The sequence below is a fragment of the Streptomyces sp. NBC_01171 genome (assembly GCF_045039805.1).
Lineage (GTDB): Bacteria > Actinomycetota > Actinomycetes > Streptomycetales > Streptomycetaceae > Streptomyces.
On record NZ_CP108609.1, the window covers coordinates 132,584 to 152,675 of the forward strand.

The 20,092-nt window shown below is 70.9% G+C and carries 14 protein-coding genes and 1 pseudogene; 10 read left to right on the forward strand and 5 right to left on the reverse strand.

The genetic code is table 11. The annotated features are described in order from the left end of the window. Positions 1-393: 393 nt before the first annotated feature. Positions 394-753 (reverse strand): annotated as a pseudogene (locus tag OG448_RS00640) (hypothetical protein); the annotation flags it as partial. A gap of 463 nt (positions 754-1,216) precedes the next feature. Here OG448_RS00640 and OG448_RS00645 point away from each other — a divergent pair. The 3 genes from OG448_RS00645 (at position 1,217) to OG448_RS00655 (ending at position 4,762) form a co-directional block, all read left to right on the forward strand. Continuing rightward, complete coding sequence (locus OG448_RS00645) at positions 1,217-2,734, forward strand: catalase (protein WP_405550594.1); 1,518 nt, start codon at positions 1,217-1,219, stop codon at positions 2,732-2,734. Between the two features lie 88 nt (positions 2,735-2,822). Next, complete coding sequence (locus tag OG448_RS00650; RefSeq protein WP_405550596.1) at positions 2,823-3,794, forward strand: SDR family NAD(P)-dependent oxidoreductase; 972 nt, start codon at positions 2,823-2,825, stop codon at positions 3,792-3,794. A 218-nt stretch (positions 3,795-4,012) separates the two neighbouring features. Then, entirely contained in the window at positions 4,013-4,762 is a 750-nt protein-coding gene (locus tag OG448_RS00655) for a hypothetical protein (protein WP_405558621.1), read from the forward strand. A 7-nt stretch (positions 4,763-4,769) separates the two neighbouring features. Here OG448_RS00655 and OG448_RS00660 read toward each other — a convergent pair whose 3' ends face one another. Further along, positions 4,770-5,696: an oxygenase MpaB family protein gene (locus OG448_RS00660; RefSeq protein ID WP_405550599.1), complete on the reverse strand. Its 927-nt coding sequence runs from the start codon at positions 5,694-5,696 to the stop codon at positions 4,770-4,772. 290 nt (positions 5,697-5,986) lie between these two features. Between OG448_RS00660 and OG448_RS00665 the strand changes: the two genes are divergently transcribed. After that, entirely contained in the window at positions 5,987-6,550 is a 564-nt protein-coding gene (locus OG448_RS00665; RefSeq protein WP_405550601.1) for a DinB family protein, read from the forward strand. A gap of 175 nt (positions 6,551-6,725) precedes the next feature. Beyond that, complete coding sequence (locus tag OG448_RS00670; RefSeq protein ID WP_030813530.1) at positions 6,726-7,100, forward strand: VOC family protein; 375 nt, start codon at positions 6,726-6,728, stop codon at positions 7,098-7,100. A gap of 51 nt (positions 7,101-7,151) precedes the next feature. Here the strand turns inward: OG448_RS00670 and OG448_RS00675 are convergent, their stop codons facing one another. Beyond that, positions 7,152-9,701 carry a GH32 C-terminal domain-containing protein gene (locus OG448_RS00675; RefSeq protein WP_405550603.1) on the reverse strand — a complete coding sequence of 850 codons (2,550 nt, stop codon included), beginning with the start codon at positions 9,699-9,701 and terminating at the stop codon, positions 7,152-7,154. Between the two features lie 405 nt (positions 9,702-10,106). On the opposite strand from OG448_RS00675, the gene OG448_RS00680 reads away from it, so the two are divergent. The 4 genes from OG448_RS00680 (at position 10,107) to OG448_RS00695 (ending at position 14,170) form a co-directional block, all read left to right on the forward strand. Further along, on the forward strand, positions 10,107-11,135 hold the full coding sequence (locus OG448_RS00680; protein WP_405550606.1) for a sugar ABC transporter substrate-binding protein: 1,029 nt from the start codon (positions 10,107-10,109) through the stop codon (positions 11,133-11,135). Positions 11,136-11,258: 123 nt separating this feature from the next. Beyond that, complete coding sequence (locus OG448_RS00685; protein ID WP_356431798.1) at positions 11,259-12,254, forward strand: ABC transporter permease; 996 nt, start codon at positions 11,259-11,261, stop codon at positions 12,252-12,254. Next, positions 12,251-13,087 (forward strand): ATP-binding cassette domain-containing protein, encoded by an 837-nt coding sequence (locus OG448_RS00690; protein ID WP_391296683.1) that lies wholly within the window; start codon positions 12,251-12,253, stop codon positions 13,085-13,087. The genes OG448_RS00685 and OG448_RS00690 overlap by 4 nt, the downstream gene beginning before the upstream one ends. 57 nt (positions 13,088-13,144) lie before the next feature. Continuing rightward, the gene (locus OG448_RS00695) at positions 13,145-14,170 is read left to right on the forward strand and encodes a LacI family DNA-binding transcriptional regulator (protein ID WP_405550609.1); all 1,026 of its coding nucleotides are present in this window, start codon (positions 13,145-13,147) and stop codon (positions 14,168-14,170) included. Here the strand turns inward: OG448_RS00695 and OG448_RS00700 are convergent. Further along, positions 14,154-14,432: a glutaredoxin domain-containing protein gene (locus OG448_RS00700; RefSeq protein WP_405550611.1), complete on the reverse strand. Its 279-nt coding sequence runs from the start codon at positions 14,430-14,432 to the stop codon at positions 14,154-14,156. The two genes, OG448_RS00695 and OG448_RS00700, sit on opposite strands and share 17 nt — an antisense overlap. Before the next feature lie 221 nt (positions 14,433-14,653). Further along, positions 14,654-17,935 (reverse strand): TIM-barrel domain-containing protein, encoded by a 3,282-nt coding sequence (locus OG448_RS00705; RefSeq protein WP_405550612.1) that lies wholly within the window; start codon positions 17,933-17,935, stop codon positions 14,654-14,656. A gap of 300 nt (positions 17,936-18,235) precedes the next feature. Here OG448_RS00705 and OG448_RS00710 point away from each other — a divergent pair, with 300 nt between their 5' ends. After that, positions 18,236-20,080 (forward strand): glycoside hydrolase family 76 protein, encoded by a 1,845-nt coding sequence (locus tag OG448_RS00710; protein WP_405550614.1) that lies wholly within the window; start codon positions 18,236-18,238, stop codon positions 20,078-20,080. The last annotated feature ends 12 nt before the right edge of the window (positions 20,081-20,092 follow it).

A 20,092-nucleotide genomic window follows, 5' to 3' on the forward strand; every position in this document is an offset into this window, starting at 1 on the left:
CCCTCCACCGACGAGGCCACACCAGCCGACGACGAAACACCCGCCACCGACGAGGAGGCGCCAGCCGCGGCAGCCGAACCCGCCACCCCACCCGCCCCCGCCACCACGACCACACCTGCCACGATCACCCGCAGAACCGACCGGCCCACCAACGACATCCCCACGACCCCTCTCCCACCCAGCCACCCGAACACCCCCCACCCTCCCCGCCCTGACCGACCCACAGAAGACCGCAACAGCAGGCCAAAGCGGCCCTGACCTACACAGGCCAAACAAGCAACCGAACGGCACAGGGGGCTGGAGGAGGCGGCAACGGGCAGGTCAGGGGGCCGGAGCGGAAGTCGGCACGGCAGGCAGGAGGTACGCGGGGGACCCGCACGGGCGTGGGGGCGACGGCGAGGACCGGCCGAGCGCGAAGCCGGTGAACGCGTCGGGGTCGTCGGTGGGTTCGCCGCCGCGGGCGCCGGAGAGGGTGACGATCCAGCGGCCGTCCTCCACGGGCAGGATGATGCCTCCCCGGCCCGGCGCCGTGGCCGGGTTGGCCTGGATGCTGACCAGGGGGAAGTCGGCGGCGGGGCCCAGAAGACGCGGGTGGCGTAGGCGGCCCCGGCGTCCAGCAGGTCACGGGAGCAGACCAGGTTGCGGTGCGGGGTGGAGGTGAAGCGGCGGAACCATATCTCGCTTGGGGGCACGCGAGACCAAGTCGCCCATGAGGTGGGCGAGCCGGGCGACGAGGCCCTCGGTCAGGCCCAGCGGGCCTGGGCGAGACGATGCCCGCCCCGATCTTCCGGGTGCCGGCCGCCACCGCGACAGCCCAGTACGGAGTGGACGGCCAATCGGTCACCATCGGCGGGGACGCCATCCCGGCCATGAGCAGGAACACCAACTTCCATCCGAAGGCGCTCCGGAGTCGAGGTACCCCGGCAGGCCGGCGTCATCAGGCAGTACTACCTGGGCACCGCACGTATGAACACGCCGCGCACCAGCGACCTCGAGCGGGCCCTGCCCGGTCTCCTGGCCGCCATTGTCGATGCCCCGGACCCCCGTCCCTGAGTCCGAAAAAAATACCCCGCTGCACCCACCCAGGTCATCCCGCCCCCGCCCATGTTTGCCACCCCCCACCCCCGGTCATCCGGTACCCCTAAGCCCATAACCGTCGGCCCGGCACACGGCACCCGTCGGACTCGGCGCTTTGGAAAGGAACCGCGAGCTCACCATGACCGAGACCCCCCGCACCACCACCGACTCCGGCGCCCCGGTAGAGAGCGACGAGCATTCGCTCACCGTCGGCCCCGCCGGACCGATCCTGCTCCAGGACGCGTACCTGATCGAGCAGATGGCCCAGTTCAACCGGGAGCGCATTCCCGAGCGGCAGCCGCACGCCAAGGGCAGCGGGGCCTTCGGGCGTTTCGAGGTGACGGGGGACGTCACCCCGTACACGAAGGCGGCCGTCTTCCAGCCGGGCACGCGTACCGATCTGGTCGCCCGGTTCTCCACCGTCGCCGGGGAGCGCGGGAGCCCGGACACCTGGCGTGACCCGCGCGGCTTCGCGGTGAAGTTCTACACCAGCGAAGGCAACTACGACATGGTCGGCAACAACACCCCGGTGTTCTTCGTCAAGGACCCGATGAAGTTCCAGCACTTCATCCGGTCCCAGAAGCGCCGCGCCGACAACAACCTGCGTGACCATGACATGCAGTGGGACTTCTGGACCCTCTCCCCCGAGTCGGCCCACCAGGTCACCTGGCTCATGGGCGACCGGGGCGTACCGCGCACCTGGCGGCACATGAACGGCTACACCTCGCACACGTACATGTGGATCAACGAGGCCGGTGAGGAGTTCTGGGTCAAGTACCACTTCAAGACCGACCAGGGCATCGAGTTCTTCACCCAGGACGAGGCCGACCAGATGGCCTCGGCCGACACCGACTACCACACGCGTGATCTGTTCGAGCACATCCGGGACGGTGAGCACCCGAGCTGGACGCTGTACGTGCAGATCATGCCGTACGCGGACGCCGCCGACTACCGCTTCAACCCCTTCGACCTGACCAAGGTGTGGCCGCACGGCGACTACCCGCTGATCGAGGTCGGCCGGATGACGCTGGACCGCAATCCGACGGACAACCACGCGGAGATCGAGCAGCTCGCGTTCCAGCCGAACAACTTCGTGCCCGGCATCGGACCGAGCCCCGACCGCATGCTGCTGGCCCGGCTCTTCTCGTACGCCGACGCGCATCGCTACCGCATCGGCGCGAACTACGCCCAGCTCCCGGTCAACGCGCCCATCACCGACGTCCACACGTACTCCAAGGACGGCGCGATGGCGTACCGCAAGACCAGCGACCCCGTGTACGCCCCGAACTCCAAGGGCGGCCCCGCCGCCGACACCGCCAGGTACGGCACCCCGCCGAGCTGGCACACCGACGGCGACATCACCCGTACCGCCTACGTCTCGCACGCGGAGGACGACGACTGGGGGCAGCCCGGCACCCTCGTCCGCGAGGTCATGGACGACGACGCCCGCGACCGGCTCGTGGACAACGTCGTGGGCCACCTCCTGAACGGCGTGTCGGAGCCTGTTCTCGAGCGTGCCTTCCAGTACTGGTCCAACATCGACCCCAAGATCGGCGCGCGGATCGCCGAGGGCGTGCGGTCCAAGGCCGACGAGAAGGACCCGAAGGCGGCGGACCAGGGCAATCCGGCCCGCAGCAGCATGCAGCACAAAGCCTGACCCCCGACCGCCGAGCGCCCCTCCCCCATCCGTGGGGCGAGGGGCGCTCGGCCGTGTGAGTGCGGCGCGTACGGGTACTGCGGATGCCATGAGTGTCACTTCCCTGATCGACACCGCCCTCGACCGCTCCGTCGTCCTGGGCTACGGGTGGCCCGGACTGCTCCTGCGCAAGGCGCTGCCGGACTGGCCCGACGGGCCCGAGCGGATGGACGGCAAGGTCGTCCTCGTCACCGGCGCGGGGTCCGGGGTCGGTCTCGCGTCCGCCGTGGGCTTCGCGAAGCTCGGGGCCTCGGTGCGGGTGCTGGGCCGTAACGAGAAGCGTGCCGAGGAGGCCGCCGCGCTCACGCGGGAGCAGGCGGGCGATGACGTCGACGTACGGCCCGTCGTGTGCGACGTCAGCAGTCGGGCCGCGCTGCGGGACTTCACCACGCGATTCCTGGAGGAGGAAGACCGGCTGGACGTGCTGGTCAACAACGCGGGGGTGATGCCGGGCGAGCGGCAGTACAGCGTGGACGGGGTCGAGCTGACGTTCGCCACGCATGTGCTGGCGCCCTGGGTGCTGATCGAGGAGTTGACGCCCCTGCTCGTGCGCTCCGCGCCCTCGGTCGTGATCAACGTGACCTCGGGCGGGCAGTACGGCCAGCAGCTTCCTGCGGGTGATCCGGAGTCCGAGGAGACGCCGTACAGCCCGAAGAAGTTCTACGCCCGGACCAAGCGGGCCCAGCTCGTGGTCACCGAGCAGTGGGCCGAGCGGCTGCACGACCAGGGTGTGCATGTGCACGCGATGCATCCGGGGTGGGCGGACACCGAGGGGGTACGGCAGTGGCTTCCGGTCTTCCGGGCGGTGACCCGGCCGATCATCCGTAGTCCCGAGCAGGGGGCCGACACGATCGTCTGGCTGGGCACGGCTTCGGAGGCCACCGAGAGTGACGGGCTGTTCTGGCATGATCGGCGGCCGCGGCCGACCACGTACCCGATCGGGGCGGGTGGGGATTCGGAGGAGGTCCGGGGGGAGTTGTGGGACTACGTCTCGTCCCTCGCGCACGGCGAGAGGGCCTGAAGGCGCGTTCAGCGGCGGGCACTGGCCAGCAATGCCGCGCGCGGCGGGGTCAACACCCCCCTCAGGGCCGTGGACGGGGGCCTAGCCGACGTAGAGACACGTGATGCCCCCTAGGAGGGGAACGCTCGTACGGTTCGTCGTTGACCACTGTGTATTCTCCCCTCCCACATCACAGGGGAGGGATCATGAAAAGAAGATCGGCCGCAGTGGCCTGGGGCATGGCCGGTGCGGCGGTTGCCCTGACGCTGTTGTCCACGACCGTCGCTCACGCGGAGGGTCGGGGGGACGTGCGGGTCACGAAGACCGTCGTGAACGGCGGGAAGAACGTCGGCGTGGGGACGTCGAAGCCCATCACCTATCCGATCGCCGTCACCATCCGGGACAACTCCGGGGTGAAGGGGCTGACGGACATCAGCGTGTTCAACTCGAACAACGGCTGGGGTTTCAGCGATTGGGTGGGCACCCGGTGCGAGAAGAAGAGCTCCACCACCTCGGTGTGCACGGCCACGATGACGGTCAGCCCGTCCTGGCTCCCCGGCAGCATGCCCGACCCCGATGCGGCGGCCGGCACCTGGCAGGTCAACGCGACCGTGAAGGCCAAGGACGGCGACTACTGGATCTCCGACCGCATCGCGCAGTTCAAGATGAAGCGCGCCTCGAAGCTGACGACGAACGCGTCGCCCGAACCGGTCACCAAGGGCCACAAGCTGACCGTCACCGGAAGCCTGACCCGGGCGAGTTGGAAGGACCTGAAGTATCACGGGTTCTCCGGCCAGGCCGTACAGCTCCAGTTCAAGAAGTCCGGCGCCTCTCAGTTCAGCACCGTCAAGACGGTGAAGACCAGTAGCACCGGCAAGCTCAGCACCACCGCCACCGCCAACTCGGCAGGTACCTGGCGGTGGTTCTTCCCTGGCACCACGACGACGGCACAGGTGGCGTCGGGCGGGGACGCGGTGAAGCTGAAGTAGCGGCTTCTCAGGCGCGGGGTGGTGGTGGCGGTGGGAGTAGGTATCTGATCAGGGCCGTCACCACTGCCCCGGCCGGGGCTACGCACCAGCGTTCGGTGCGGGGCAGTACCGGGAGGCCCAGTTGGTCGCGGGACCAGGCGGGGAGGAGGGAGACGGCTGCGGCGCCGAGGAGGAGGTACGGGGGGAGGACGGGTCCGGGGAGGGGTGGGCGTAGGAGGATGTAGTGAACTGCCTCTCGGGTCTGGGGAGTCAGGCGTAGTTCGGGGCGGTAGAAGTCCAGACGGTCGTGGAGTTCCTTCACCGTTGTCGGGGGGTTGCCGATGCCCATTGCGGTGGCGACCCGAGCCATGTCGGCCACGTACCCGTCCCGGCCCGCTGCGTTCAGCGGGTGTTTGCCGTAGCGCTGGTGGGCGGTGAGGAAGCAGTACGCCTCGGCGCTGTGGACCCAGGCCAGCAGGTGGGGGTCGGCGGCGTGGTACGGCTCGCCGTCCGGCGTGCGGCCCCGGATGTTCTCGTGGACCGCTCGTACGCGGTCGACGGCTCGCTGGGCGTCGTCCGCCGCGCCGTACGTGGTGTACGCGAGGAACGTGCTCGTGCGGGCGAGGCGGCCCCAGGGGTCGTTGCGGTAGTCGGAGTGGTCGGCCACCGCCGTCATCGCCAGGGGGTGCAGGGACTGGAGCAGCAGGGCGGCCAGGCCGCCGGGGAACATGGACGCGTCACCGTGGACCACGCGGACCGGGCGGTTCGGGGCGAACCAGCGGGGGCCGGGTGTGCCGTGGACGCGGCGTCGGCTTTCGAGGCCGCCGGGGCCGGCCACAGCGCGGAAGAGGGCGTCGCCCAAGCGGCCGCGCAGGCCGGGGCGTGGGGCTGCCGCGGCCGTGGTCGTTGGCTCCGGGCGCGGTGCTGTGCGCGTGGGCGGCGATTGGTCGGCCATCGCCCTGCCCCTATCCCTCGACTGTTACCGAGTTAACACCTGCGGCGCGTGCGATGCCAGTCGCACCGTTACTGCGTCGCATCCCGGTCGTGCTGACAAGCGCTTTCACGGTGCTGAGCACGCCGGGGGCGTCCAGTGCGCTGTTGATCGCCAGGACGGGGACGGTGATCTCCTTCGCGCGCGGTGCGGGTGCCGATGCGCTTGGTCACGGGGACGTGATCGGGGAAGACGCCCACGGGTAGGAAGGGCGCTGATAACTCGGTGGCGCCGCCGGGTGGGCACCCGCGAGCATGCAGCGCATGACTGAGCAGCCAGCGCGATGGACCGAGGCGACCGTCTACCCCGACATGTGGGCCGATCCGGACGACGACCCGCGTGAAGGTCCCAGTCCCGAGGGCGAGTTGGCGACCCTCCAGGACTACCTGTCGAACTACCGCCTCACCCTGCGGATGAAGTGCGACGGCCTCGACGCGGCGCAGCTCGCGCTCCGGTCGGTGCCGCCCTCGACCATGTCGCTCCTCGGACTGGTCCGGCATCTCGCCGAGGTGGAGCGGGACTGGCGGAACTGGATCAGCGAGGGTGAGCCGCTGCCGAAGTTGTACGGGGTGCGGGACGCGGACTTCGAGGGCGCCGTCGGTGAACAGGGCGTTGTCGACGAAGCATTCCGTGATCTGGAGCGTGAACAGGCGGCGACCGATGCCGCGTTGGCCCAGCATGCGGATCTCGGGGCGCGTGTCGGCAAGGAGGGCGTCGCCGTACGGGAGTTGCTGGTGCACCGGGTCGAGGAGTACGCGCGTCACTGCGGGCATGCCGATCTGTTGCGGGAGCGGATCGACGGGAGGGTGGGGCAGTGAGTATCCGTGACCGCTGGCCCCGGCCCCCGCCACCCGGTAGCCTCCCCCGCGTGAACACCGGATCGGCGTCAAGCCACGCACAGGACGGTCAGCCGGTGGGCGGCTGACGGCGCGGGGGCCTCCGTGGCTCGAACGTCATCGCGTCCGAGTCCGAGCCCACTGTGAGGTCAGTCGTATGTCCGTAGCGTTCAACCACACCATCGTCGCCGCCAAGGACCGTGAGGAATCGGCCCGGTTCTTCCGGGAGTTGCTGGAGGTGCCGGAGGCGCCGTCCTGGGGGCCGTTCGTGAATGTGCAGCTCAGTGATGGGGTGCTGCTCCAGTTCGCCGAGCCGCCGGTCGAGATCCAGATGCAGCACTACGCGTTCCTCGTCGACGACGAGCTGTTCGACCGCGCCTACCAGCGGCTCCGGGACGGCGGGGTCGTGCACTGGGCCGATCCGCAGATGCGGCGGCCCGGGGAGATCAACCATGAGCACGGCGGGCGGGGTGTGTACTTCAAGGACCCCGCCGGGCACGCGATCGAGCTGATCACCCGGCCGTACCTGTAGCGAGCGGGCCGGGCACCCCCAGCGAAATGCGAAGGGTGCCCGGCCGCAGCGTCACTGCCGGTACGAACCCACCTGCCGCACCGTCACCCGGTCCAGCTTCACCGAGCCCTCCTCGGCGAACACCTGGACCCCGTCGGAAGCGGGGTCGGGAAACACCAGGTCGGTGATGGCCGCCTCGCCGTCGCCCCCGTAGACCTCGACCGAGGACCAGTCGACGAGTATCCGGAGCCGCACCTTCCCGTCACGCGGCTTCAGCGGGGCCCGGTGCACTCCCGGGAACGACGGGCTGAGGTCCGTGACCCCGGAGTGGGTGCGGTCGACGTACATCTCGCCGGTCGTGCGGTCGTAGCCGACGACCGTCTCCTCTCCCCCGCTGCCCGTGCGGACCTTGAGGCCGAAGCGGGCGGCGTCGCGGAGGGAGAAGGTGGCCTCGATGTCGAGGGCGTCGCCCGTGGCGGGGAGGGGGCGTGAGGCGTTGGTGACGGTGAGGCCCGCCGTCGTGGTGGGCTGTCGCCACAGGGTGGAGAGCGCCGCCACCGGCTCGCTGGTCAGGCGGGCGCGGCCGTCGACGGTGCGGAGGGTCAGGCGGCGGGGAACGGTCTGTGCGCTGCGCCAGGGCGTGGTGGGGGTGGCGCCGGCGTAGTCGAGACCAGCCATCCAGCCGATCATGTACCGCTGGCCGTCGGGCGCGTCGTTCCAGGTCACGGCCGCGTAGTGGTCCTTGCCGTAGTCGACCCAGGAGGCGCGGTCGACGGCCGGGCGGGCGGGTGCCTGGGCTGCCGTGAAGCTGTCGGCGAGGATGTGGCCCCAGCCGCCGGTGTTGCGGTCGACCAGTTGGATGCGCGCGGTGCGGCCCTGGTAGGGGCGCAGGTCGAAGGAGGCCCAGTCCATCGCCTCGCTGTCGGGGCCGGTGACGCTGCGGACGACCTCGCCGTCGACCAGCAGGTCGACGGCCGTCTCCTGGGTGAGGGGCTCGGCGCGGGTGTCGGAGAGGACGAGGTGGTCGACGTCGAGGTGGCCCCAGCGGCCGGTGTTGTCGTCCACGATCCGGATGCGGGCCCGCTTGCCTCTGAGGTCGCGCACGTCCCAGGAGGCCCAGTCGAGCGCCTCGGAGTCGCGGCCGGTGGTGGTGCGTACCGTACGCCCGTCCACCACGAGTTCGACGGCGGTGCGGTCGGCGGAGCCCTCCGGGTGGTTGCCGCCGCCCACGAGGAAGTCGAGGTAGTCCTTGTCCAGGGTGAACTCGGGTGAGGTGAGCGTGCCGGTGGCGGTGTCGCCGCCGCGGTAGGTGTTGACCAGGCCGTCGCCGAGCCAGCCGGAGACCTGCTGCTGGTCGGGGAGGGTGCCGGTGGCCGGTGCGGTGCCGAAGGCGTCGCCGGTCGCGGTCCAGTCGCCGTACGTGCCGCCCTCGAAGTCGGCGAGGACGGTCCCCTCGGGGGTGGGGCCGCGGTCCACGGCGGTGCCGGGCTCGTGCGGATGGCGTCCGCCGCCGACCTTGAAGTTCAGGTACGGGGTGCTCACCGTGAAGGCTGGTGAGGTGAGGGTGCCGGTGCTCGGGTCGCCGCCGTGGAAGCTGTTGGCCAGACCCTTGCCGTCGAAGCCGGTGACCGTCTGCTGGCCGTCCACCGCGCCGGACGCCGGCCCGCCGCCGAACGCCGTGCCGGTGGCGGTCCAGTCATCGAAGCCGGCCCCCTCGAAGTCCTGGACCACCGTGCCGGACGGCGGGGTGTAGCTGCCGTCGTCGTCCGGGGTGAACCGGGTGCCGTCGAAGTCACCGGTGAAGTACTGGGTGCCCGAACCGCCGGCCACCGCACCGGGGTTGACGTTGGTGACCAGGACCCACTTGACCTTGCGCGGGTTGCCGTCGACGGCGAGGGGGAAGAGGTCCGGGCACTCCCAGACGCCGCCGGTCGCGCCCGCCGGGCCGAACTCGCTGAGCTGCTTCCAGTCCTTGAGGTTCTTGGAGGTGTAGAAGCGGACCTTGCGCTCGGTGGGCAGTGCGACGGTCATCAGCCAGCTCTTGGCCGGCGCGTACCACTGGACCTTGGGGTCCCGGAACTCGGTGGAGCCGATGTCCAGTACGGGATTGCCCTGGTACTTGGTCCAGGTGCGGCCGCGGTCGGTGCTGTAGGCGAGGGACTGGGCCTGCTTGCCGCCGTCTCTGAAGGCGCTGGTGTAGACGGCGACCATCGGCGGGTCGTCCGGGGTGCCGAAGCCGCTGGTGTTGTTCCGGTCGATCACCGCGCTGCCGGAGAACACCATCTCCTTGTCGTCGTGGGACAGCGCGAGCGGGAGCTGCTTCCAGTGCACGAGGTCGGTGCTGACCGCGTGGCCCCAGGACATGTCGCCCCAGGAGTTGCCGTTGGGGTTGTACTGGTAGAAGAGGTGGTATTCGCCCTGGTAGTACACGAGACCGTTGGGGTCGTTCATCCAGTTCTTCTCGGGGGTGAAGTGGAACTGGGGACGGTAGGTCTCGGTGTAGGGCGGTGCGTCGGCGGCGGCCGCCGGCGGGGTGAGCGAGGTGGCCGCCAGGGCACAGGCGGACAGTGACGCCGCGATCAGCCAGGCGCGGGCGGGCCGCGCTCCACGTACGGAGCTCATGACATCTCCTGTGTTGCGGTCGGCCCCGCGGCGGAGCGTGACGCGCGGGGCGCACGGGTCCGGGGAGAAGTGGGCAGGCCGCCGGTGCCGTCGTCCCTGGCGTCGGCGGGAGATGTCATCGTTGACTCATGTCATCGATGACAGCGAGCGGGTGCGTCGATGATGCGGCAGGGACGGGGACGCGTCAACGGTTCGCGCGCAGGCGTTCGTCGGCCGATTCGCGCCGTACGGCAGAAGCCGCCTACGTTGCCGATTTGTGACAGGCACAGGGCATTGACGGCGCCCTGAGGGGCCGTCCATAGTCCTCGCCATGCCGTGTCAACGATGACATAAGTCAACGATGACACCTCGGGACGGCATGCTCCGATGCCGGCCGCGCCGCTCGCAATCCCGCAGGAGTCGTTCATGTCTCGCAATCCTCGTCCGCACCTGTCCCTGCTGAGAGTCGCCGCGTGTACGGGCGCCCTGGCCCTGGCCCTCACGGCGTGCGGCTCCGGCTCCGGCTCCGGCGCGGGGTCGTCCACGTCGGGATCGGGCGGAATCAAGGTCGGGCTGATCACCAAGACCGACACCAACCCGTTCTTCGTGAAGATGAAGGAGGGCGCGGAGAGGTCGGCCAAGGAGAACGGCGCCCAACTGCTGACGGCGGCAGGCAAGTTCGACGGGGACAACGCCGGTCAGGTCACCGCGATCGAGAACATGGTGGCGTCCGGGGTGAAGGGCATCCTGATCACCCCGAGCGACTCCAAGGCGATCGTGCCCGCGCTGGCCAAGGCCCGCGCCAAGGGGGTGCTCGTGATCGCGCTGGACACGCCGACCGAGCCGCAGAGCGCGGTGGACGCGCTGTTCGCCACGGACAACCTCAAGGCCGGCGAGCTGATCGGTGAGTATGCCAAGGCCGCGATGAAGGGCAAGAAGGCGAAGATCGCCACGCTCGACCTGGCGCCGGGCGTCTCGGTCGGCGTGCAGCGGCACGACGGTTTCCTCAAGGGCTTCGGGGTCGGCGCCAAGGACCCTTCCGTGGTCTGCTCCCAGGACACCGCCGGTGACCAGACCAAGGGGCAGACGGCGATGGAGAACTGTCTCCAGAAGGAGCCCGGCATCAACGTCGTCTACACGATCAACGAGCCCGCCGCGCTGGGCGCCTACACCGCGCTGAAGGCGAAGGGCCGGGAGAAGGACGTGCTGATCGTGTCCGTGGACGGTGGCTGCACCGGCACCAAGGCGGTCAAGGACGGGAAGATCGCGGCGACTTCGCAGCAGTACCCGCTCAAGATGGCCGCCGAGGGCGTGAAGGCGGTCGTGTCGTACGCCAAGGACGGCAAGAAGGCGTCCGGTTACACCGACACCGGCGTCACCCTGATCACCGACAAGGCGCAGTCCGGGGTGGACGCGAAGGACACCGCGTACGGCCTGGACAACTGCTGGGGCTGAGCCCCCGGTTCCCCCGACCGGGCGGCCGGCCCGGCCACTCCCCCGCCAGATCGGCCGCCCCTGTACTCCCGCGTCCCCCGGACAACTCGCCCTTCGGCAAGCCCTTTTCGACAAGGATGTCGTATGACCGCCACGACCACGCCGTACGCCGGGCTCACGGCGCCGAGCACGGCGCGCCGACTGCTCACGGCACCCACCACCGGTCCCCTGGCCGCCCTCCTGATCGCCTGTGTCTTCTTCTCCTTCTCCACCGACCAGTTCCTGACCGGCGGGAACTTCTCGCTGATCGTGCAGCAGGTCATGGTCGTGGGCACGCTCGCCATCGGGCAGACCCTGATCATCCTGACGGCGGGGATCGACCTGTCGTGCGGGGCGGTGATGGCGTTCGGCAGCATCATGATGGCGCGGATGGCGGCCGAGGGCTCACTGCCACCGCTGCTCGCCATCGGTCTGGGGCTGCTGGTGTGCGCCGGATTCGGGCTGCTGAACGGGGTGTTGACGGAGAAGATCCCGCTGCCGCCGTTCATCGTCACCCTCGGCATGCTGAACGTGGCGTTCGCGCTGACCCACATCTACTCCGAGGAGCAGACGGTCACCGAGCTGCCCGGCCCGCTGACCGCGCTGGGCGGCACCTTCCCGCTCGGCCACACCGACATCACCTACGGGTCGCTGGTCACCATCGCCCTGTTCCTGCTGTTCGCCTACGCGCTGAGCAGCACCGGCTGGGGCCGGCACGTGTACGCGCTCGGCAACAGCGTGGAGGCGGCCCGGCTGAACGGCGTACGCACCTCCCGGCTCACCATCGGCGTGTACACGGTCGCCGGCCTGCTCTACGGGGTGGCCGCGCTGCTGCTCGTCTCCCGTACCGGCGTGGGTGATCCGCAGGCGGGGCAGACGGACAACCTCGACAGCATCACCGCCGTGGTCATCGGCGGGACCTCCCTGTTCGGCGGGCGCGGTTCGGTGCTCGGCACGTTCATCGGTGTGCTGATCGTCGGTGTGTTCCGCAACGGCCTCCAGTTGATGGGGGTCGCGTCCATCTACCAGACACTGATCACCGGGGTCCTGGTGATCCTCGCGGTGACCGTCGACCAGATCTCCCGGAAGAAGGCCCGATGACCGCCGCCGACTCCCCCACGCCCGTCCTCCAGGCCCGCGGTCTGGTCAAGCGCTACGGCCAGGTGACCGCCATCGACGGCGCCGACTTCGATCTGCTGCCCGGTGAGGTGCTGGCGGTGATCGGGGACAACGGCGCCGGGAAGACCAGCCTCATCAAGGCGCTGACCGGGGCGATCGTGCCGGACGCGGGCGAGATCCGGCTGAACGGCGAGCCGATCAGGTTCACCGGGCCGCAGAGCGCCCGGGCGCACGGCATCGAGACGGTCCACCAGGATCTCGCGGTCGCCGCCTCGATGGACATCGCGTCCAACATGTTCCTGGGCCGGGAGCTGCGCCGGCCCGGTGTGCTGGGCAGTGTCTTCCGGATGCTGGACAAGAAGCGGATGCGGCAGGAGGCCGCCGAGCACATGGCCGATCTCAAGATCGGGCTGCGCTCGCTCACCCAGGCCGTGGAGACGCTCTCCGGCGGACAGCGGCAGGCGGTCGCGGTGGCGCGGTCGGTGGCCTGGGCGCGCAGTGTCGTGGTGATGGACGAGCCGACGGCCGCGCTCGGTGTGAAGGAGTCCGGCCAAGTGCTCGACCTCATCCGGCGGGTGCGGGACAGGGGGCTGCCGGTGGTGCTGATCAGCCACAACATGCCGCATGTCTTCGAGATCGCGGACCGTGTCCATGTGCACCGGCTGGGGCGCCGGGCGGCGGTGATCAAACCGTCGGAGTACTCGATGGCCGAGGTGGTCGCCATCATGACCGGGGCGCTCACGGTGGACGGGAGCGGAGGTACGGTCGTCGCGGACTCCGAGGCCGCGAAGGCCGCCGGGGTCCAGGCCACCTGACTTCCACGGCCCGGGGGTTCCCGGCCGGAGCCGACGAGCACAGGAGACGTGTCCCGCATGGCCGCGAACCGCCGCCCCACCCTGGCCGACGTCGCCCGCGAGGTCGGGGTGAGCGCCAAGACGGTCTCCCGCGTCCTCAACGAGGACGGTCCCGCCTCGGCGCGGACCCGGGAGCAGGTGCTCGCGGCCGTGGCGCGGCTGGGCTTCCAGCCGAACCTGATGGCCCGCAACATCCGGGTGGGCGGCCCGGACACCACGATCGGGCTGGTCGTGCCGGACCTCGGCAACCCGTTCTTCGGGGCGGTGGCGGGCAGCATCGAGGACCGGGTGCGCGAGCGGGGGCTGACGCTGCTGATGGGGTCCTCGGCCGACGATCCGGACCGGGAGCGGGCGCTGACGGACAAGTTCCTGGCTCGCCGGGTCAGCATCCTGATGGTGGTGCCGTCGGTGGGCGCCGACCACGCCCATCTGCGGCAACCCCGGGCGGCGGGCCTGCCGGTGGTGTTCGTGGACCGGCCGGGCGCGGGGCTGGCGACGGACTGCGTGGTCAGCTCCAACCGCGAGGGCGCCCGTGCCGGGGTGACGCATCTGGTCGGGTACGGGCACCGCCGGATCGGGTTCGTCGGTGACTTGCCGACGCGGCTCTACACGCGGCGGGAGCGGCTGGCCGGGTACCGGGAGGCGCTGCGGGACGCGGGGCTGCCCGACGACCGGCTGCTGATCGCCAGCGCCCACGACCAGCACGACGCGGGCGAGGCGACGGGCCGGCTGCTGGCTCTCCCCGATCCGCCCACGGCGCTGTTCGCGGGCAACAACATCGTGGCCCTGGGTGTGGTCGCGGAGTTGGCCCGCAGCGGCCGCAAGGACGTGGCGGTGGTCGCGTTCGACGACGTGGCGCTCGCGGAGGCGCTGGAGCCGGCGTTGACGGTGGTGGCCCAGAACCCGGAGGAGATCGGCCGTACGGCGGCCACCACGGCCCTGGCCCGCCTCGACGGCGACCGCTCCCGCGCCCGTACGGTCACGGTGCCGACCCGGCTGATCGTGCGGGGGTCGGGCGAACAGCGGGTCAGCGTGTCGGCTTGAGCAGATGCGGGGCGTGCAGGCGGACGGCCTCGCGGATCTGCTTCATCGACGGGTTGACCATCGCGTTGCCCGCCACGGTCACCGTCGGGACGGTCTCGTTGCCGTCGGCCACCAGGCGGACGAACGCGGCCGCGTCGGGGTCCCGCCAGATGTTGACCTCGGTGCGCGGCAGCCGGGCGAGCCGCAGGCGGAGCCGGAGCTTGATGCAGAACGGACACAACGGCCGCCAGTAGACGACCACGCTGTCCCGGTAGTCGGTCAAGGTCTTCCCCTCGGTCGGCGGCTTCCGGTCCGAGCGTAGTGGAAGCCCGCGCGAAGTCGTCGCGCGGGCCCATCTCCCGTCCGGCCGGAGCCAGTCAGAGGCTCGCCGGTGCGGCGTGGGGGGTGCCCAGGCAGGGGAACCGGTCCGACAGGTCGGTGGCGCCATGCGCCGAAGGGGGCCCGCGCGGTGTCGTCGCGCGGGCCCCCTTCGTGCGGTACCGGCTACCGGTAGGAGACCGCCACCGGCTGGTGGACGCTCGTCCTCGGGGTGGTGATCCTCAGGGTGTGTGCCGTGGCGTCCCACTGCCAGGCGGAGGGGGCGAGTGTGGTGCCGTTCGCCGTGACGTGGGCCGGGGGCCTGGTGAGGCCCTGGAAGGTGACCGTCCACGTGCGGCGGCTCGGAAGGCCCTGGTAGGTGCCCTTGGTGGGGGCGATGCGCAGGGTATGCCCGGTGTAGCTGATGCGGGTGGTGGCCGAGCGGTGGCGGGCGGGGGTGCTGACGCCGTCGTCCTCGTAGAGGGTGAAGGCGCCCGGCGCGCCGGTGGCGACGGTGACGCCGACCTGGCCCAGCGGGGTGCCGGAGTCGTGGGCGGCGTTGCCGGTACGGGTGGCGACGATGCCGCCGGCACGGACGAACACCGGCATGGTGTCCAGGGTGGTCGTCACGTCGTACGAGGTGCCGCCGGTGCCCGCGGTGTAGGTGCGGCCGGTGAAGTAGTCGGTCCAGGTGCCCTCGGGGAACCACACGGAGGTGGTGGTGCTGGTGCCGGGCGTGGTGACCGGGGCCACCAGCATGTCGGGGCCGTACAGGTACTCGCTGCCCGCCCTGGTGTAGGCGGCCTCGTCCTCGGGATGGTCCAGGTAGAGCGGGCGGACGATGGGGACGCCGGTGGTGGCGGCCTGCTGGGCGAGGGTGTACGTGTACGGGACGAGGGACTCGCGCAGCCGGAGGAACTTCGTGGCGGAGTCACGGGCCGCGTCGCCGTACTGCCAGGGCAGCCGGTCGCTGTGGTTGCTGTGCAGGCGGTCGATGGGCTGGAAGGTGCCGAACTGGACCCAGCGGGCGTACAGGTCGTCGGGCAGCTTGGTGGTGCGGTGGGTGCGGCCGTCGTCGGTGGTGTAGGTCTCGGCACCGGGGATGCCGTGCCCGTCGTTGTGGCCGCCGATGTCGTGGCTGATGGCGGCCATGCCGGTGGCGGCGGACTCACCCGGTGTGTAGCCGACCTCGGCGCTCAGGGTGCCCCAGGTGGAGGCGGTGTCGCCGGAGAAGTGGAGCGTGGTGCGCTTGTCGGCCCAGGGCCCGGTGGGCAGGCCGACGCCGCCGCTGTAGCCGCCCGCCTGGAGGGAGCCGTAGGCACGGGAGAGCACGAAGGCGCGCTCGGCGGTCTCGGCGGTGAGGCCGGCGTACTTCTGGTTGATCCAGGCGTCCGGGGTGACACCGGGCTGCGAGGAGCGGGAGGCGTCACAGCACCAGTCCAGCCACCAGAAGTCGTTCCCGGCGCGGTCGAAGGGCCGGTGCAGATCGAGGTACGCCTTCAACTGGTCGGGGTCGCCGAAGTCGAACGTACGGCACTGAGAACCGGCCGAGCCCGCGCAACCGCCCTTGGCCAGCTTGCCCTTGGCGGTCTGCTGGGCCGCCGCGTACTGCGGGTCGGACTCCAGGATGCTGGGGTGCACGTTCAGGGTGTTGTGCAGGCCCTGCGCGGTCGACCAGTCGAAGAAGCCCTTGGGGTCGGGGTACTTGGCCGGGTCGAAGTTCCAGCCGCTCCAGGTGTTGGGTGCCTTGAAGTCGGTGTCGGTGACGAGCACGTCCAGCGGGACCCCGGCCGCGCGGAAGGCGGGCAGGATGGTGTCCTGGTAGTCCTTCGCGGTGCGGTCGATGTACTCCGAGTACCAGACGCCGTAGGCCCAGCGGGGCAGTAGCGCGGGCGGCCCGGTCAGGGTGGCGAGGTCGGTGAGGCCCTGCTTGTAGTCGTGGCCGAAGCCGAAGAGGTAGCCGTCCTGGTAGGGCTTTCCGGCGTGCCCGGCGCGCGGGGTGGCCTTGCCGGTGCGGGCGTCGTAGACGGCGGAGGGGGTGTCGTCCAGCAGGTGCCAGCCGTCGCGGTGCAGCAGGCCGGGGCTGGTGCGGGGGCTGGGGTCGCTGTCGCCGTCGAGACCGTCGAGGCTGCGGCGGTAGCCGCCGAGGGCGAGGTGCGGCTCGGGCGCCGGGTCGGCCGTGGCGGTGACGCCGAGGGTGTCGACGTTGACGTGACAGCTCGTGGTGTCGGGGCAGGCGAGGGTGACGTCGTTGGCGCCGGCCTTCAACTCGACGGTGGTGGAGGCGGTTTGCCAGGTGTCCCAGTTGTCGGTGGGGTCGAGGGTGAGGGTCGCGGGGGTGCCGGTGCCGGGGCGGACCTCCATGGTGCGCTTCTCGTGGCGGCCGTCGCCGCCGGTGCCGTTGGCGTAGCGCAGGTGGAGGCGGTAGGTGCCGTCGCGGGGGACGTCGACCACGCGGCGGGTGAGGGCGGCGTCCTTGTTCAGCTCGGCGGCGAAACCGTCGCCGGAGTTCCCCCGGTGGTCGCCGGCGATGACCGCGGAGCCCGCGAGGAGGCCGTCCTCGGCCTCGCAGCTCGTGCCGAACGCGCAGGCGGGGACGGCGGTGCGGTCCCGTGCCGGGTAGTCGGCGCCCGGCTTCACCAGGGCCGCGCTGTCGAGGTTGACGGTGCCGGAGTCGGCGGCGGTGCGCTGGAGCCGTACGGTGTGGGTGCCGGCGCCCAGGGTCAGGGGCAGCCGGGCCACGCTCCAGGTGTTCCAGTCGGCGGTGGCCGGGAGGCTGAACGTCCTGTTCGCGCCGCCGTCCACGCTGAGGCTGAGGGTGCGGGTCTCGCGGCGGCCGTCGGAGCCGACCGCGTTGGCATAGCGGACGGCGAATTCGTAGGTGCCGGCTTCGGCTGAACGTACGTCCGTGGTCAGGGAGTTGTTCGTGACGTCGAAGCCCGCGAGGAAGCCCTTGCCGGTGTACCCGGCGTGGTCGGTGGCGACGCCGGGGCCGTCGTGGAGCTGGCCCTCGGCCTCGCACAGGGTGCCCACAGCGCAGTCGGGTCGCTGCCAGGGGCTCGCCTGCACCTGCTTCTGCCCGGCCTTCAGGCGCACGGTCAGGTTGTCGGCGGTGAAGGGTCCGGAGCCCACCTTGTAGCGCAGGGTCAGGGCGCTGGTGGTGACGGTGAGGACGCCGTCCTTGACGGAGGAGGTGTAGGCGGGCGAGGTGAAGGCGCTCCGGCCGATGGCGTTGAAGGTGGCGCTGTCCTCGAACCTGTCGTCCCCGGCGTACTCGGTACGGATCAGGGTCGGGGACAGCACCTGGAACCGGGCGCCCGGCACGGTCACGGTGGCCGAGCGGGCCTGGGCGGCCGGGGTGGCGGCGTCGGCGCCGACGGGGGTGAGCGCGACGCCAGCGCAGGCCAGGACGAGGGCGATGACCGGTCCGCGCGGCGGGCGGAGGGTACGGGGGAAGGGTGGTCGCACGGCACGCTCCAGGGGGCGGTGGCGCTCTCGCGAGCGCGACGGACATGCGGAGACGACGGGTGCAGCACAGGTGCGATACAGCGATACAACGTTGTAAACACGGCTCCCCGGCATGAGACCACGCTCCGCTTTCCGGTGTCCAGATCCGGAACGGACAGCGTTGTCAGGGTAGTTGGCGTGAAGCGTGCGCGACGGGTGTTCCGTCCGGTTCCGTCTGTGGCTGTTTTTGATGCTGTACAGCACTCCCCCGCGGTGCTGTCGTGCAACTGACCGGGCTTGTTCAACGTTGGAGGACTCGCCATGCCGGTTCACAGACCCCGTTTCCTCGGCGCACTGCTGGCCCTCGTTCTCGCGCTCGGCGGAGTGCTCGCACTACCCTCTCCAGCCCGTGCCGCCTCGGCCGTCTGCGCGCTCTCCTGCGACACCCTCGATCCGTCCAAGGCGCGCCAGGAGTCGTTCCCGGTGCCGGACCGCACCGTCAACGGCCGTCTCCTGAGGCTGCATGTCTCCGAGCCGGACAGCATGGCCTGGGCCAGTGTCGACCAGGGCAAGCAGGGCGACGCGGTGTGGCTGGACCGCTCCTGGGACCGGGGCGCGAGCTGGGACGGGCTGCTGGGGAAGGCGAGCGTCCCCGGTTCGTGGACCGGCACCCGGACGCTGATGTACAACGTCACCGATCCTGTCGGCCACCGGCGCGGCTGGGTCCGGGCCTGCGCGGACGCGGCCGGGGTGACGTGCACGGACTGGTTCCGCCCCCGGGTGTGTGACGGCTCCTCCTGCGACGGCGCCGACCCCGCCACGGCGGCCCGCGACGAGCGTCCGGTGCCCGCGACCACCCTGTACGGGCGCACCATCAGCCTGCACATGGACCAGGCGAACGGCCTGGCCTGGGGCGTGGTGGAGAACGGCGGCGCGGGTGACGAGATCTGGCTCGACCGCTCCTGGGACGAGGGCGCGAGCTGGCCCGAGGGCTCCTCGCTCGGCCGGACCAGCGTGCCCTCCGGGTCGTCCTCGACGCGCACGGCGATGTTCGCCACGCGGGACCCGCGAGGGCTGCTGTACGGCGGTGCCGTGCGTGCCTGCGGGCGTGAGTCCGCGCACGAGGACGGGAGTTGCACCGCCTGGGCGCGTCCGGCGCCAACCCGGGCGCGGGGCGCGGCGGACGCCCTGATGGCGTCGTACCAGACCGACGAGGGCTGGTGGCGCAGCAGTTGGTGGAACTCGGCGGTGGCGCTGACCTCGGTCGTCGACTTCGCGCGGGCCACCGGGACGCACGACTACGACTGGGCGGTGGCACGCACCTTCGAGCAGAACAACGGGGTCTTCCCGGCGGGCGGGCGCAGTTCGGACCCGGTGGAGGGGCACTTCATCAGTCGGGCCGTGGACGACGCGGCGTGGTGGGGGGTCGCGTGGGTGGCGGCGTACGACCTCACGCACGAGCGGCGGTATCTGGACGAGGCGGTGACGATCACCGACTACGTGCGCGGGTTCTGGGACACGGGCACCTGCGGGGGCGGGGTGTGGTGGAACAGGGAGCGCACGTACAAGAACGCGGTGACCAGCGGCCTGTATCTGTGGCTGACCTCGGCGCTGCACCAGCGGCTGAGCGGGGACACGGTGTGGGGCGCGCGGGCGGTGACGGCCGGTGACTGGTATCTGGGCAGCGGGCTGATCAACGGGTCGGGGCTGGTGAATGACGGCCTCACCTCGGGGTGTGCCAACAACGGCCAGACGGTGTGGAGTTACAACCAGGGGCTGGCGATCGGCGGCTTCACCGAGCTGTGGCGTTCGACCGGGAACACCCGCTATCTCGACACCGCGAAGCGGCTCGCGGACGCGGCGCTGTCCTCCCCCGCGCTGACGCGTGACGGGGTGCTGACCGAGTCGTGCGACATCGGCGGCGCGCAGTGCGACGACAACCAGAAGCAGTTCAAGGGCGTCTTCGTCCGCCATCTGGCCGATCTGGCGTCGGCCACCGGCTCGTCGGCCTACCGCGCGTATCTGGCGCGGCAGGCCGACTCGGTGTGGGCCAAGGACCGGGACCCGCTGAACCGGCTCGGCCAGCGCTGGGCCGGCGGGAGCCCGAACCAGGTGGACTGGCGGACCCAGGCGAGCGCGCTGGCGGCGCTGACCGCGGCCGCGTGAGCGGGCGCGGGG

What these genes read in the sequence shown, in the direction of transcription:
- OG448_RS00645 (WP_405550594.1), top strand. Translation starts at nt 1,217, where the DNA reads ATGACCGAGACCCCCCGCACCACCACCGACTCCGGCGCCCCGGTAGAG.
- OG448_RS00650 (WP_405550596.1), top strand. Translation starts at nt 2,823, where the DNA reads ATGAGTGTCACTTCCCTGATCGACACCGCCCTCGACCGCTCCGTCGTC.
- OG448_RS00655 (WP_405558621.1), top strand. Translation starts at nt 4,013, where the DNA reads ATGGCCGGTGCGGCGGTTGCCCTGACGCTGTTGTCCACGACCGTCGCT.
- OG448_RS00660 (WP_405550599.1), bottom strand. Translation starts at nt 5,696, where the DNA reads ATGGCCGACCAATCGCCGCCCACGCGCACAGCACCGCGCCCGGAGCCA.
- OG448_RS00665 (WP_405550601.1), top strand. Translation starts at nt 5,987, where the DNA reads ATGCAGCGCATGACTGAGCAGCCAGCGCGATGGACCGAGGCGACCGTC.
- OG448_RS00670 (WP_030813530.1), top strand. Translation starts at nt 6,726, where the DNA reads ATGTCCGTAGCGTTCAACCACACCATCGTCGCCGCCAAGGACCGTGAG.
- OG448_RS00675 (WP_405550603.1), bottom strand. Translation starts at nt 9,701, where the DNA reads ATGAGCTCCGTACGTGGAGCGCGGCCCGCCCGCGCCTGGCTGATCGCG.
- OG448_RS00680 (WP_405550606.1), top strand. Translation starts at nt 10,107, where the DNA reads ATGTCTCGCAATCCTCGTCCGCACCTGTCCCTGCTGAGAGTCGCCGCG.
- OG448_RS00685 (WP_356431798.1), top strand. Translation starts at nt 11,259, where the DNA reads ATGACCGCCACGACCACGCCGTACGCCGGGCTCACGGCGCCGAGCACG.
- OG448_RS00690 (WP_391296683.1), top strand. Translation starts at nt 12,251, where the DNA reads ATGACCGCCGCCGACTCCCCCACGCCCGTCCTCCAGGCCCGCGGTCTG.
- OG448_RS00695 (WP_405550609.1), top strand. Translation starts at nt 13,145, where the DNA reads ATGGCCGCGAACCGCCGCCCCACCCTGGCCGACGTCGCCCGCGAGGTC.
- OG448_RS00710 (WP_405550614.1), top strand. Translation starts at nt 18,236, where the DNA reads ATGCCGGTTCACAGACCCCGTTTCCTCGGCGCACTGCTGGCCCTCGTT.